Source organism: Schumannella luteola, from assembly GCF_013408685.1.
GTDB lineage: Bacteria > Actinomycetota > Actinomycetes > Actinomycetales > Microbacteriaceae > Schumannella > Schumannella luteola.
This window is the reverse complement of sequence record NZ_JACBZY010000001.1, coordinates 3,632,137-3,644,967: the sequence shown is the minus strand read 5'-3', so window position 1 is coordinate 3,644,967 and position 12,831 is coordinate 3,632,137. Positions and strand designations below refer to the sequence as shown.

At 72.3% G+C, this 12,831-nt stretch carries 13 protein-coding genes; 8 read left to right on the top strand and 5 right to left on the bottom strand.

Going from position 1 to position 12,831, the window contains the following annotated elements; translation table 11 throughout:
• Positions 1 to 326 precede the first annotated feature (326 nt).
• The 3 genes from BJ979_RS16760 (at position 327) to BJ979_RS18230 (ending at position 3,642) form a co-directional block, all read left to right on the top strand.
• Entirely contained in the window at positions 327 to 2,342 is a 2,016-nt protein-coding gene (locus BJ979_RS16760; RefSeq protein ID WP_179569665.1) for an aldo/keto reductase, read from the top strand.
• A gap of 203 nt (positions 2,343 to 2,545) precedes the next feature.
• Positions 2,546 to 3,085, top strand: coding sequence for a septum formation family protein (locus tag BJ979_RS16755; protein WP_179569663.1), 540 nt, complete (start codon positions 2,546 to 2,548; stop codon positions 3,083 to 3,085).
• A 35-nt stretch (positions 3,086 to 3,120) separates the two neighbouring features.
• The gene (locus tag BJ979_RS18230; protein ID WP_179569661.1) at positions 3,121 to 3,642 is read left to right on the top strand and encodes a septum formation family protein; all 522 of its coding nucleotides are present in this window, start codon (positions 3,121 to 3,123) and stop codon (positions 3,640 to 3,642) included.
• A gap of 87 nt (positions 3,643 to 3,729) precedes the next feature.
• On the opposite strand, the gene BJ979_RS16745 is transcribed toward BJ979_RS18230, so the two are convergent.
• Both BJ979_RS16745 and BJ979_RS16740 read right to left on the bottom strand, forming a co-directional pair.
• Positions 3,730 to 5,376, bottom strand: coding sequence for a DEAD/DEAH box helicase (locus BJ979_RS16745; protein WP_179569659.1), 1,647 nt, complete (start codon positions 5,374 to 5,376; stop codon positions 3,730 to 3,732).
• Positions 5,377 to 5,622: 246 nt separating this feature from the next.
• Positions 5,623 to 6,105: a hypothetical protein gene (locus tag BJ979_RS16740; RefSeq protein ID WP_179569657.1), complete on the bottom strand. Its 483-nt coding sequence runs from the start codon at positions 6,103 to 6,105 to the stop codon at positions 5,623 to 5,625.
• 68 nt (positions 6,106 to 6,173) lie between these two features.
• Here BJ979_RS16740 and BJ979_RS16735 point away from each other — a divergent pair, with 68 nt between their 5' ends.
• The 3 genes from BJ979_RS16735 to BJ979_RS16725 all read left to right on the top strand — a co-directional run bounded on the left by BJ979_RS16735 (position 6,174) and on the right by BJ979_RS16725 (position 7,672).
• Positions 6,174 to 6,611, top strand: a complete 438-nt coding sequence (locus BJ979_RS16735) for an EVE domain-containing protein (protein ID WP_179569655.1) — start codon at positions 6,174 to 6,176, stop codon at positions 6,609 to 6,611.
• Positions 6,612 to 6,666: 55 nt separating this feature from the next.
• Positions 6,667 to 7,125, top strand: coding sequence for a hypothetical protein (locus BJ979_RS16730; protein ID WP_179569653.1), 459 nt, complete (start codon positions 6,667 to 6,669; stop codon positions 7,123 to 7,125).
• Between the two features lie 244 nt (positions 7,126 to 7,369).
• The gene (locus tag BJ979_RS16725) at positions 7,370 to 7,672 is read left to right on the top strand and encodes a DUF427 domain-containing protein (RefSeq protein ID WP_179569651.1); all 303 of its coding nucleotides are present in this window, start codon (positions 7,370 to 7,372) and stop codon (positions 7,670 to 7,672) included.
• Between the two features lie 36 nt (positions 7,673 to 7,708).
• On the opposite strand, the gene BJ979_RS16720 is transcribed toward BJ979_RS16725, so the two are convergent.
• From BJ979_RS16720 to BJ979_RS16710, 3 genes are all read right to left on the bottom strand, one after another.
• Positions 7,709 to 8,215: a SprT-like domain-containing protein gene (locus BJ979_RS16720; RefSeq protein WP_179569649.1), complete on the bottom strand. Its 507-nt coding sequence runs from the start codon at positions 8,213 to 8,215 to the stop codon at positions 7,709 to 7,711.
• Positions 8,215 to 9,357 carry a PQQ-dependent sugar dehydrogenase gene (locus BJ979_RS16715; RefSeq protein WP_179569647.1) on the bottom strand — a complete coding sequence of 381 codons (1,143 nt, stop codon included), beginning with the start codon at positions 9,355 to 9,357 and terminating at the stop codon, positions 8,215 to 8,217. The genes BJ979_RS16720 and BJ979_RS16715 overlap by 1 nt, the downstream gene beginning before the upstream one ends.
• Before the next feature lie 77 nt (positions 9,358 to 9,434).
• On the bottom strand, positions 9,435 to 10,298 hold the full coding sequence (locus BJ979_RS16710; RefSeq protein ID WP_343046747.1) for a spermidine synthase: 864 nt from the start codon (positions 10,296 to 10,298) through the stop codon (positions 9,435 to 9,437).
• A 115-nt stretch (positions 10,299 to 10,413) separates the two neighbouring features.
• Between BJ979_RS16710 and BJ979_RS16705 the strand changes: the two genes are divergently transcribed.
• Together BJ979_RS16705 and BJ979_RS16700 are read left to right on the top strand one after the other, a co-directional pair.
• On the top strand, positions 10,414 to 12,033 hold the full coding sequence (locus BJ979_RS16705) for a glucoamylase family protein (protein WP_179569645.1): 1,620 nt from the start codon (positions 10,414 to 10,416) through the stop codon (positions 12,031 to 12,033).
• 223 nt (positions 12,034 to 12,256) lie between these two features.
• Entirely contained in the window at positions 12,257 to 12,784 is a 528-nt protein-coding gene (locus BJ979_RS16700) for a hypothetical protein (protein WP_179569643.1), read from the top strand.
• Positions 12,785 to 12,831 lie beyond the last annotated feature (47 nt).

Here is a 12,831-nt window from a genome sequence, read left to right as displayed (position 1 = left end):
CTAGGCTGACGTGCATGACCGACACGGTCGCGAGGTGAGTCGGTGGCATCCGTGCCGATGCTGAGGCGGATGCGGTCCCTAGGCTGACGTGCATGACCGACACGGTCGCGAGGTGAGTCGGTGGCATCCGTGCCGATGCTGAGGCGGATGCGGTCCCTAGGCTGACGTGCATGACCGACACGGTCGCGAGGTGAGTCGGTGGCATCCGTGCCGATGCTGAGGCGGATGCGGTCCCTAGGCTGACGTGCATGACCGACACGGTCGCGAGGTGAGTCGGTGGCATCCGTGCCGATGCTGAGGCGGATGCGGTCCCTAGGCTGACGTGCATGACCGACACGACGGGGTGGGGCATCATCGGCGCCGGCGGAATCGCCCGCGCCTTCGCACGGCAGCTGCCGCTGAGCGCGACGGGGCGGTTCGTCGCGATCGCGAGCCGCGATCTGGCCCGGGCGCGGGAGTTCGCGGCCGAGTTCGACGACGTGCCGGTTCCGCACGGCTCCTACGCCGACCTGCTCGCCGACCCGGCGGTGGATGCCGTCTACGTCGCGACGCCGCATCCGCAGCACGCGGAGTGGGCGATCCGGGCGGCGCGCGCGGGCAAGCACGTGCTGGTCGAGAAGCCGCTCACCGCCGATCCGGCGCACACGATGGCCGTGCAGCAGGCCGCCCGCGAGAACGGCGTCGTGCTGCTCGAGGCGTTCATGCACCGTGCCCATCCGCAGTGGCGTGCGCTCGAGCGGATGCTGCGCGACGGCGAGCTGGGCCGCATCCTGTCGGTCTCCGCCCGCTTCGGCTTCGCGGGCGGCGACGAGCCCTCGCGCATCACGCTGCCCGAGCTCGCCGGCGGCGGTGTGCTCGACGTCGGCTGCTACACCCTGTCGGCGCTCACCCTGGTGGCGGATGCGGCGGGTCACCGCGTCGACCCGGCGGCGCTCGCCGCGGCGCGCGTCGACACGGCAGGTCGCGCCGACGAGAACGGCGTCGACCGCTGGGCGGCGATGACGGTCGTGCTGCCGGCGGCGGACGACGGAGCGCCGGCGCTCACCGCCCAGCTCGAATGCGCGGTGTCGATCCAGCTCGAGTCGCAGGTGCGCGTGGTCGGCGAGGGCGGCATCCTCACTCTCGCCGATCCGTGGACGCCCCACCCCGAGCGCCCCGTGCACGCACTGCTGCAGCGCCCGGGCGCCCCCGATCAGAAGCTCGTCTTCCCGCCCTTCGCGCAGTACGCGGGCGAGGCCGACGCGCTCGCCGCCGCGGCCGCCGCCGGCGACCTCGAGTCGTCGCTCGTGCCCTGGTCGCACAGCACCGCGATGGCCGAGCTCGAGCGCCGCTGGCGGCACGGCATCGGCGCCGTCTACGCGAGCGAGCGTGCCGACGCCCCGGTTTCGCCCGTCTCGGGCGAGCCGCTGCGCCGTGCGAGCCGCGGCACGATGCCGATGGGCGCCGTCGAGGGCGTGCGGGTGCCGCTGTCGCGCCTCGTCATGGGCGCCGACAACCAGACCACCCTGCGGCAGGCCGCCGTCATGTTCGACGACTTCGTCGAGCACGGCGGCACCGTGATCGACACCGCCTGGGTCTACGCGCAGGGCCGCCAGGAGCGGCTGGTGGGCGAGTGGATGCGCCAGCGCGGCATCCGCGACGAGCTGGCCCTGATCGTCAAGGGCGCCCACACGCCGCACTGCGATCCCGAGTCGGTCACCCGCCAGCTGCACGAGAGCCTCGACCGGCTGCAGACCGACCGCGCCGACCTCTACTTCCTGCACCGCGACAACCCCGAGGTGCCCGTCGGCGAGTTCGTCGACGTACTCGACGAGCACTGGCGCGCGGGCCGCATCGGCGCCTTCGGCGGCTCGAACTGGACACCGGCGCGGATGGATGCGGCCCGCGCCTACGCCGAGGCGAACGGCCGGCGCGGATTCACGGTGCTGAGCAATCACTTCGGTCTCGCCGAGGCGCTCGACGTGCCGTGGGAGGGCTGCGAGCGCGCGACCGATGCCGCATCCAAGGAGTGGCTCGAGCGCACACAGACGCCGCTGTTCCCGTGGTCGTCGCAGGCGCGCGGCTTCTTCGCGCGCGCCGATCCGGCCGACGTCAGCGACCCCGAGCTGGTGCGCTGCTACTACAGCGACGGCAACTTCGAGCGGCTGCGCCGCGCCCGCGAGTTGGCCGAGCAGCGCGGCGTCGCCCCGACGGCGATCGCGCTCGCCTACGTGCTCGCGCAGCCCTTCCCGACCTTCCCGCTGATCGGTCCGCGCACGCTCGACGAGACGCGGTCGTCGCTCGCCGCCCTCGCGATCGAGCTGAGCCCGGCCGAGGTGGGGTGGCTCGACCTGCGGGTCTGATCCTGGCGCGAGTCGGCGCCACGCCCGGCGCCGCGTCGGTGCCCTTCCCGGGTCCGGCCGGGCGCGCCCCGGACTGGGGCCGTGCTCGAGTTTCCCGTCACGGGCGATGCTCACGTACTGTTCCCTCACCATCGCCGGAACACCGACCGGCGGCAGCGCTGACGTCTCACCCCGTCGGCTCACCTCGACCGAACGGATCCGCCGTGCGCCCCGCCCGCATCCTCGTCGCCGCCCTCGCGGCCGCGACCCTCGTCGTCACGCTCGGCGGATGCGCCGCCTTCGACACCGCGCGCGACATCGGCCGCGCACTCGGCGGCGGCGGCTCGGCGTCGAGCGGAGGATCGAGCTCCGGTTCCGCTCCGGGCGACAACGTCGTGAGCGACTACGAGGACTCGGTCGACGACCTCGAGGTGGGCGACTGCTTCCAGGACCCCGATGACGATCTGTTCACCTCGATCGTCGACTGCGACACCAGCCATGACAACGAGGTCACCGCGCTCGTCACAGTCGGAGACGAGGACGCCTACCCGGGCGACGACGAGATCGCCACCCGCTCGGATGACGCCTGCCTGCAGGCGCTCGTCGACTACGACGGGCTCGACTACGACAGCTCGTCGCTCGACTACAGCTACTTCACGCCGACGCGCACGATCTGGCGCACCGGCGATCACACGACGATCTGCTTCGGCTACGACGTCGACTACGCTCCCCTCGACGCCAGCTTCAAGGGCGCCCGCATCTGAGCGCCTGACGCCCCGCCCGACCGAACGGATCCGCCGTGCGCCCCGCCCGCATCCTCGTCGCCGCGCTGGCGGCTGTGACTCTCGTGACGACCCTGAGCGGATGCGCGGTGTTCGACACCGCACGCGACCTCGGCCGCGCGCTCGGTGGCGGCGGCGGGGGCGGTGGCTACTCGGGCTCGGGCGGCTACGTCGATCCCGACTACGACACGGCCCTGACCGAGCTGAAGGTGGGCGACTGCTTCCTCGAGCCCGACGAGGACTACGAGACCGAGATCGTCGACTGCACTGAGCTGCACGACTACGAGGTCACCGCGCTGCCGACGCTCGACGGCACCGATTACCCGGGCGACATCAAGGTCGACAAGGTCTCACGCGCGCTCTGCTCGCAGGCGCTCACCGACTACGTCGGCATCCCCTACGCCGACTCGTCGCTCGACAGCTGGGCCTGGACGCCCGACGAGGACGGATGGGACGCCGGCGATCACGTCGCGATCTGCACGGCGAACGACTACTACTACGACGGCCTCGACCAGAGCGTCAAGGACGCCAAGATCTGACCTGGCGCCGATGGGCTGCTCGCCCGCTCCGGACACGCAGGAGGCCCCCGATCCCAGGGATCGGGGGCCTCCTGCTGAGCTGACGGCTCAGTAGCCCGAGCGGCGGCCTCCGCCGTTCTGACGCACGACCGATCCGACCATGAGCTTCGACGAGCCCCCGGCCGAGCCTGCGGCGGCGCCGGCGCGACGGCCGGTGCGGCGCTTCGAGACGCCGACGCGGCCGGCCTCCTCGTGACGCGCGTGCTGGGTCTTGGTGGGCGCGCTCTCGCCCGAACGGACGCCCTCGGGGCGGCCCGAGCGGTCGCGGCGCTGCTCGCCCGCGGTCGCCTTGGCGCCCGTTCCGACGCCGGCGCCACGGCCGCGCCCGCGTCCCTGGCCCGAACCGGCGACGTCGCCGCTGCGGCCCGCGCCGTCACGACCGGAGCCGCCACGTCCACCACGACCGCCGCCCTGACCATCGCGCTCCTCGCGCAGCGCGCGCTTGCGCTGGGCGTTCGCGCCGGTCGAGAGACCGCCGCCGCCCTGCTGCTGACGCTCCGGCTTCGGGGCGGGCTTGACGTAGTCCGCGACGGCGCCGACCAGCGCATCCACCTCGGGCGAGGCGGCGGTCACGGTCTGCGGCTCGACCTGGATCGCGGCCTTGCGCAGCAGCTTCTTCAGGTCGTCCATCTGGCTGGGCATCGCGATCGTGACGACCGCGCCCTCGGCGCCGGCACGGGCGGTGCGGCCCGAGCGGTGCAGGTAGGCCTTGTGCTCCATGGGCGGGTCGACGTGAACGACCAGCTCGACGTTGTCGACGTGCACACCGCGCGCGGCGACGTCGGTCGCGACGAGCACGCGCACATCTCCGCCGCCGAAGGCCGCCAGGTTGCGGTCGCGCTGCGGCTGGCTCAGGTTGCCGTGCAGGTCGACGGCCGGGATGCCGGCGGCGGTCAGCTTCTGCGCCAGCTTCTTGGCGGCGTGCTTGGTGCGCAGGAAGAGGATGCGCTTGCCGGTGCCCGAGGCGAGCTTCTGCACGAGCTCGGTCTTGCCCTCGGCGCTCTCGACGCGGAACACGGTGTGGCTCATCGCCGCGACCGGCGAGGTGGCCTCGTCGACCGAGTGCAGCACCTCGTTCTGCAGGAAGCGGCGCACGAGCTTGTCGACGCCGTTGTCGAGCGTGGCGCTGAACAGCATCCGCTGCCCCTCGCTGCCGGTCGCCGACAGGATGCGGGTCACACCGGGCAGGAAGCCCAGGTCGGCCATGTGGTCGGCCTCGTCGATCACGGTGACCTCGACGGCGTCGAGGTGCACGAAGCCCTGCTTCATGAGGTCTTCGAGGCGACCGGGGCAGGCGACGACGATGTCGACGCCGGCACGCAGAGCCTCGACCTGGCGCTTCTGGTTGATGCCGCCGAAGATCGTGGTCGTGGTGAGGCCGTAGGCCTCGGCGAGCGGCTTGAGGGTCGCGTCGATCTGCGTCGCGAGCTCGCGGGTCGGCGCGAGCACGAGGCCGAGCGGACGACCGGGGCGGCGGGCGCCGCCGGCGAGACGCGTGCCGAGGCGCGCGACCATGGGGATCGAGAAGGCCAGGGTCTTGCCCGAGCCGGTGCGGCCGCGGCCGAGCACATCGCGCCCGGCGAGCGTGTCGGGCAGGGTGTCGGCCTGGATGGGGAAGGCGCTGGTCTTGCCCTGCTTGGCGAGGGCCTCGATCAGCGGGTAGGGCACGCCGAGCGTGCTGAAGTCCGTGGACATAGAGGTAGTGCTGCTTTCGATGGTGAACGGACGCCCTGAATGATCCGACGGAGGCCGGGCCGGGCGTTGCGCCGTTCTGCGATGTCATCCGGACGTGCGGGATCGGGGCCGACCTGGTCGGTGATCCCGGACGGTGTTCCTGTCCGGAGAGGGATGCGTTCTACGACGCGAGTGCCGCTTCAGTTGCGGCAAACCTGTAGAGCTTAGCAGGCGAATGCGGTGGTCGGCAGCGCGGTCGCGTTCGGGTCATTCCGCGCCGTCGCGCGCGATGCGGGCCGCGAGCCGGCGGATGCCGCGTCCGCGCCACTGCCAGAACGCCCACAGCGCGGGCCAGACGAGCAGCGTCGCCGCGCCGGCGGAGAAGCTCAGCTGGTCGCGGAAGAGCGTCGCGCCGTCGCGGCCGGGGGCGATCGCCATCTGGTGCCGCCACCGCGTCACGAGCTTCAGCGCCCCCGCGGTCGGGCCGCCGTCGTCGACGAAGACCCGCAGAGCATCCCTCTCGCGGAAGCTCACGTCGATCGTCTGCTCGCCGACGCGCACGAGCCCGAAGAGCGCGTGCACCTCGACCGGGTAGGCGCGCTGCTCCCACGTGGAGGGCAGACTGGCCGACTCGACCGGGTCGAAGGCGAGCCACGGGCGCGACACGGCGGTGAGGGCGCCGGGGGAGCGCACCAGATCCCACGCCTCGTCGGGCGTGCACGGCAGCTCGAACTTCAGACGCACCTTCACCCGATCCATTCCACCGGATGTCGGCGGTGCGCGCCACACTCGCGACAGACGAGCGGAGGAGTCGGCCGATGAGGTTCTGGATGGGCGTGGTGCAGCGCGAGCACGTGCACCGCGGGCTGGCGATGGGCATCGCGCAGACGAATCACGGCGCCGCCGCGGGGCTGCGCCGCATGGAGCCGGGCGATCGGCTCGTCTACTACTCGCCGAAGACGGCCTACCCCGAGGGGGATGCGCTGAAGGAGTTCACGGCGATCGGCGTGATCTCCGACGGGGCGCCCTGGCAGTCGCCGGAGGCGATGTGGCGGCGTCGGGTCGAGTACGTCGAGGGCGTGCGCTCGGTGCCGATCGCCGAGCTGTCGGGCGAGCTCGAGCTCACGAGCACGCCGAACTGGGGCTACGCCCTGCGGCGCGGGCTCCTCGAGCTGACCGCGCACGACTTCGCCCTCGTCGCCGCGGCGATGGGCGCGGCCGAGCTCGCGCCGGCGGAGGCGCCGTCAGCGGGGTGACCTCCCGCGTCGTCGGCGCGTGGGGCGTCGCCGTGAGGTCGGTAGCCTCGGCATCATGAGCGCGCCCGTCACCTCGCATCCCTCCGCCCAGGCCACCTACCAGGTGCGCTTCGACTGGGGCCGGGCCGGTGCCGCGGCGCTCGCCGACGCGGACGTGCTCGTCTGGGTCGATCAGCTCGGCGAGCAGGAGACCCCCGCGCATCCGGGCCTCGAGACCGCCCGGGTCGAGGATGCGGAGCGCATCGGCGATCTCGTGTTGCGCAAGCAGGAGGAGCGCGGCGACCGTGTCTCGATCGCCGTCGTCGCCGCTGGCGAGCCGGCCGAGGCCGGGGCGCTGCGCTTCACCGTCGAGGACCTGCTGGCCGCCGGAGCGATCATCGACCGTCTCGCCGACCTCGGCATCGATCACTGCTCGCCCGAGGCGGCCGTCGCCGGCGCCGGTTACGGCGGCCTGCGCAACGCCACCCGCCACCTGATCAGCGCCTCGGTCACGGCCCGCCTCGCCCGCGCCTGACCGCGCGCCCGCACCGAGCCCGCATCCCGCCCGGGAGCTGTTCTCCCATTTAGCCCGAACCATCTCAAGGAGTTGGTGTCACTGGTGAGGCGGATGTTGCTCACCTGCCCCACGGGTTACAGCAACTCCTTGAGATGGTCGGTCACTGCCGGGCCGGGTACCCGGCGGAATGGCGCACGGCGCGCGTAGCGTTCCGATCAGCGGAGGCGCGTCCGCCCTCCGCCCCACGACCTGAGGAGCGCCCATGCCCACCGCCACGATCAACGGCGTCGTCGTCGCCGAGGCCGACGAGGCCGACGTCCTGCACATCGAGGGCAACGTCTACTTCCCGCCGGCCAGCATCAACCGCGACCTGCTGAAGGACAGTCCCACGCCGTACACCTGCCCGTGGAAGGGCGAGTGCCAGTACTTCTTCGTGAAGAGCGGCGACGAGTGGCTGCAGGACCGCGCCTGGACCTACCCGCACCCGTTCCCGACGGCCGAGCAGCGCGTCGGCAAGGACATCGCCGGCTACGTCGCGTTCTGGAAGGAGGTCCAGGTCAGCTGACCTGAGACCCCCTGCCGCGGCCGAGTGCCGTGGCGCTCAGGCGGTCGCCGCTCCGGAGACGGACGCGGCGGCCGCCTGACGCGCATCCAGTTCCTCCCGGCGCACCCAGACGATCGCGGCGCGCGGGTCGTAGCGGCGGGAGCACTTCGCGCACGACAGCTCGCGGGTAGGCTTGCGGTAGCGGTAGTGGCTGTGGCCGGCCGGGCAGGTGCCGATCCACGGTGCGAGCTCCTCGGCGACACCGCCGCTGTGCAGCCGCGAGCCGACGTAGCCGAGCTCGGCGGCGGTCGCCTTCCACTTCGGGCCGTGCCCGGCGCGCGGCCCGGCGAGCGCGTGCGCGACCTCGTGCAGCAGCACCTGATGGATCTCGTCGTCGTCGAACCGCCCGGCGAGGTGCCGCGAGACGCTGATGCGCCGGTGGGTGTAGTCGCAGAGCCCGGCGCGGGTCTTCGCCGAGTCGAAGGCGAAGGTCCACACGGCGGGGTCGAGGTGCAGCGCGATCAGCGCGTCGGCCCAGCGTCGCACGCGGTCGAGATCGGCCATCAGCCCGCGCCCTGCGCCGTCAGGCTCACCTGCAGCAGCTTGTCGTCGCCCGACTTCGCCGAGCCGCGACCGTCGGTGTTGTTCGTGATGATCCAGAGCGTGCCGTCGGGGCCGGGCACCGCATCCCGGATGCGTCCGTAGGCGCCCTCGAACCAGGGCGTGCCCTCGGCCGAGGTCGCCTGCGTCCAGCCGCGACCGAGGTCGCCGGGCAGGATCGACCAGAGCCGCTGGCCCTTGAGCGCGGCCAGGTAGAAGGTGCCGCCGACGTAGGCGAGGCCGCTCGGGCTGGCGTCGTCGGTCTTCCACTGCAGCAGCGGGTCGACGTAGCCCTTCTTGTCGCCCTGGCCCTCGACGATCGGCCAGCCGTAGTTCTTGCCGGGCTGGATGCGGTTGAACTCGTCCCAGGTGTCCTGCCCGAACTCGGCGGCGTAGAGCTGACCGCTCGCATCCCAGGCGAGTCCCTGCGGGTTGCGGTGCCCCAGCGAGTAGACGAGAGAGCCGTCGAAGGGGTTGTCTTCGGGTACGCCGCCGGTCGGCGTCATGCGCAGGATCTTGCCGTTGAGCGAGCTGCGGTCCTGCGCGCGGGCGGGCTCTCCGGCGTCGCCGACCGTCGCGTAGAGCATGCCGTCGGGGCCGAAGGCGATGCGGCCGCCGTCGTGGTTGGCGGCCTTCGCGAGGCCCTTCAGCACGATCTGCGGGGTGCCGAGGCCGAGCTCGTCGCCGAGCGGCATGCGCACGATGCGGTTGTCGTTCTGGGTCGTGAGGTAGGCGTACAGCCAGCGCATCGAACCGTCGGAGTGCTCGGCGAGGCCGAGCAGCCCGCCTTCGCCCTGGTGCACGACGCCGGGAACGGTGCCGATGCTGTCGAGGTCGCCGTCCTGCCCGACCTGCACGATCCGTCCGCTGTCCCGCTCGCTGATGAGGGTCTCGCCCGTGCTGAGTCGCACGATCGACCAGGGGCTCTCGAGGCCGGTCGCGAGCACGGTCGGCTCGCCGGTCGGGGCGGTGTAGCCGGCGGGGGCGGCGGTGCTCGGGGGAGTCGGGGTCGGCGTGGCGGGGGCGGTCGTGGTGGGGCCGCAGCCGCTGAGGGCGAGGCCGGCGAGGGCGGCCGCGGCGAGCGCGGCCTGGATGCGTCGAGCCATGCTCCGACGGTAGCGCCCGTCGCTGAACCGAGGTGTCGTCATGCCCGGCGCGGACCCGCCGCTGTATGGGCGCGGGGTCACTTGACCTCGAAGATGCTGCGCGCGGGCGGCGGCGAGGGGATGGCGGTGGCGTCGCTCACGACGGCGGCGCCGGCGATCCAGTCCTTCAGCTCGCGCCCGTGCACGACCTTGGCCGGATGCGGTCCGCCGGCGAGCAGGCGCGGCAGCCATTCGAGCGGGATCTCGCTGGGGGAGGCGGCCAGCACGACGTTGCCGAAGCGGCGCCCCTTGAGCATCTGGGTGTCGGCGAGCGCGGCGACGTCGGTGAACACCGAGGAGAGGGTGGCGGCCTGACCGCGGGCGAAGGCGAGCCCGGCGCCGTCGGCGATGTTGGCCAGCAGCACCCCGCCGGGGGCGAGCAGGGCGGCGCACTCGCCGTAGAACTCGGCGCTCGTGACGTGGGCGGGGATGCGCGAGCCGCCGAAGACGTCGACGACGAGCAGGTCGACGGTGCCGTTCAGTGCGGGCGGCAGCTTGGCGAGCGTCTCCCGGGCGTCGCCGTAGCGCACCCGGATGGCGGCATCCTTCGGCAGCGGCAGCTCGCGACGCACGAGGTCGACGAGGGGGCGCTCGAGCTCGAGCACCTGCTGACGCGATCCCGGCCGGGTGGCGGCGACGTAGCGCGGCAGGGTGAGCGCGCCGGCGCCGAGGTGCACGGCGGTGACCGGCCCGGCGGGCAGCTGGTCGATCACGTGGCCCATGCGGCGCACGTATTCGAAGAACAGCTCCTCGGGCTGTTCGAGGTGCACGTGCGACTGCGGGGTGCCGTCGACGACGAGCTCGTAGGCCCCGTCGTTCCAGCGGTCGGGGCGCACCTCGGCCCAGAGTCCGCTGTCGAGCACGATGCCCGGCAGCGGCGGTTCCTCGATCTGTCTCGCCACCCGCACAGCCTAGGTCGCGTCGTGCGATCCGACGCCGCCGACAACGAAAACCTTGCGCTCGTCAGGTTTTCGCGGTGGAATGGATGCACGAGATCCGAGAACAAGGGAGTTCCCGATGAGACGCTCGACCCGACTGCTCACCCCGCTCGCCGCGATCGCCGCCCTCGGCATCGCGATCGCCGTCCCCGCCGCGGCGAACGCCGGCGGCTACGGCGGAGGACCGGGCGGGTCCGGCGGCCCCGGCCACGGCGGCCCGGGCGGAGGCCACGGCTCCGCCGACGATCAGACCCTCCTGCAGTACGCGAAAGACACCTGGCGCTCGATGGACGCCATGACCGTCAAGGCCACCGGCCTCCCCGCCGACAACATCACCGGCGACCTGACGAAAGCCAGCGCCGAGACCAGCCCGACCAACATCGGCGGCTACCTCTGGTCGACCGTCGCCGCCCGCGACCTCGGCATCATCGACCGCGACGACGCCCGCGCGCGCCTCGCCGCCACCCTGAAGACCCTCGGCACCCTCGAGCGCCACCAGGGCAGCGGCATGTTCTACAACTGGTACTCGCCGTCCACCGGCGCCAAGCTCACGAGCTGGCCCGAAGACGGCTCGACCGTCCACCCCTTCCTCTCCACCGTCGACAACGGCTGGCTCGCCGCGGCGCTCCGCGTGGTCGGCAACGCCGATCCCTCGCTGAAGAAGCAGGCCGGCGCCCTGTACTCGTCGATGGACTTCTCGTGGTTCCACGACAAGGCCGCGGCCGCATCCAAGCCCGGCATCGACCCGGCGCTCGGCCTCAACCGCGGCGGCTTCTGGGATGCGCCTCCCGGCGACGGCTGCACCGTGCCCGGCGACTACACCGGCAGCGGCACGACCGTCTACTACACCTGCCACTGGTACGACACGACCGTCAGCGAGGCGCGCATCGCGACCTACGTCGGCATCGCGAACGGGCAGATCCCCGCGAAGGACTACTACGGCACCTACCGCACCATGCCCGACCAGGGCTGCGACTTCGGCTGGCAGGAGCAGAAGCCGACCGGCGTGACCCGCGACTACAACGGCACGAAGGTCTACGAGGGCACCTACTCCTACGACGGCATGCAGCTCGTTCCCGCCTGGGGCGGCAGCATGTTCGAGGCGCTCATGCCCGACCTGTTCGTGCCCGAGGCGCAGTGGGGCCCGCGCAGCTGGGGCGTCAACCACCCGGCGACCGTGAAGGCGCAGATCCATCACGGGCTGGATGAGGCCGGCTACGGCTACTGGGGCTTCTCGCCCGCCAGCGACCCGGCTGGCGGCTACCGCGAGTACGGCGTCGACGCGATCGGCATGCAGAGCGACGGCTACACCTCCGACGAGGAGCGCACCGACGTCGACCTCGGCTATGAGGGCTGCCGCGACGCGACGAACCCGACGCCGGCCTTCGGCGACGGCGTCGTCACCCCGCACGCCGCGTTCCTCGCTCTGCCCTACGACAAGAAGGCCGCGCTGACGAACCTCGACGGCATCAAGAACACGCTGGGCGCCTACGGCCCCGGCGGCTTCTACGACGCCGTCGCGGTGAAGTCCGATCGCGTCGCCGAGCGCTACCTGTCGCTCGACCAGTCGATGATCATGGCCGCGATCTTCAACGAGCTCGGTCACGACAAGCTCAAGTCGTACTTCGCCGACCGCGCCTTCGAGAAGGCGGTGCGTCCGGTGGTGGCGGCTCAGGTGTTCGGCTCGAAGCTCGGCTGAGCGGATGAGCTGACAGACCAGGCCGAGCCGGGCGCACCGCCCGCCGGCCGACCCGATGCGGCGCGGGCTCGTGGTGGTGCCCCGCGTCGCATCCCACCCGACACGGGTGCCCCCGATGCGGGTGGAGGGCGTGCAGGCTCTCCACCCGCATCCTTCTCATCTCCACCCGCGGCCCCACCCCCGGGCCGATTCGCCGCGCGCCGTCGCTCGCGACAGTGGACTCATGACCGCTCAGAACCTCATCTCGATCGCCCTCGGCCTCGCGCTGGTCGTGTACATCGGCTACCGCCAGTCGACCTGGCAGAACCTCACCGCCCGCTCGAACTGGCTCATGCCGGCGATCCTCGGTGTCGTGGGCCTCGGCCTGCTCGTGAAGTCGACGCCGGCCGCGGCGTTCACCGCGCAGGGCCTCGGGCTGCTGCTGCTCGAGCTGGCGCTCAGCCTCGCGATCGGCGTCGTCATGGGCGTCATCACCCGCTTCCGCAGCGTCGACGGCCACGTCGTCGACCGCCGCGGTCAGGTGATCGAGTGGCAGACCCGCACCGGCTGGGTCGGTGCCGCCCTGTTCTTCGCGCTCATCGCCGTGCGCATCGGCATCGACGTCTGGGCCGGGTCGATGGGGTTCGGCGCGCTCGTCGCCTCGACCGGCGCGATCCTGCTCGTCATCGGCGCGAACCGCCTCGTGCGGGCCGGCGTCATCCAGATGCGTCTGGCTCGCCACCAGGAGCTGACCGGCGTGGGCGCCGCGTGAGCGCCGATCTCGCCGCTGCGCTCCGGTCGGGTGCCGCATCCTCACGG

Coding starts and splice junctions, on each gene's coding strand:
- BJ979_RS16735 (WP_179569655.1), top strand. CDS start 6,174: ATGAGGTTCTGGATGGGCGTGGTGCAGCGCGAGCACGTGCACCGCGGG.
- BJ979_RS16715 (WP_179569647.1), bottom strand. CDS start 9,357: ATGGCTCGACGCATCCAGGCCGCGCTCGCCGCGGCCGCCCTCGCCGGC.
- BJ979_RS16700 (WP_179569643.1), top strand. CDS start 12,257: ATGACCGCTCAGAACCTCATCTCGATCGCCCTCGGCCTCGCGCTGGTC.
- BJ979_RS16745 (WP_179569659.1), bottom strand. CDS start 5,376: ATGTCCACGGACTTCAGCACGCTCGGCGTGCCCTACCCGCTGATCGAG.
- BJ979_RS16705 (WP_179569645.1), top strand. CDS start 10,414: ATGAGACGCTCGACCCGACTGCTCACCCCGCTCGCCGCGATCGCCGCC.
- BJ979_RS16725 (WP_179569651.1), top strand. CDS start 7,370: ATGCCCACCGCCACGATCAACGGCGTCGTCGTCGCCGAGGCCGACGAG.
- BJ979_RS16720 (WP_179569649.1), bottom strand. CDS start 8,215: ATGGCCGATCTCGACCGCGTGCGACGCTGGGCCGACGCGCTGATCGCG.
- BJ979_RS16730 (WP_179569653.1), top strand. CDS start 6,667: ATGAGCGCGCCCGTCACCTCGCATCCCTCCGCCCAGGCCACCTACCAG.
- BJ979_RS16760 (WP_179569665.1), top strand. CDS start 327: ATGACCGACACGACGGGGTGGGGCATCATCGGCGCCGGCGGAATCGCC.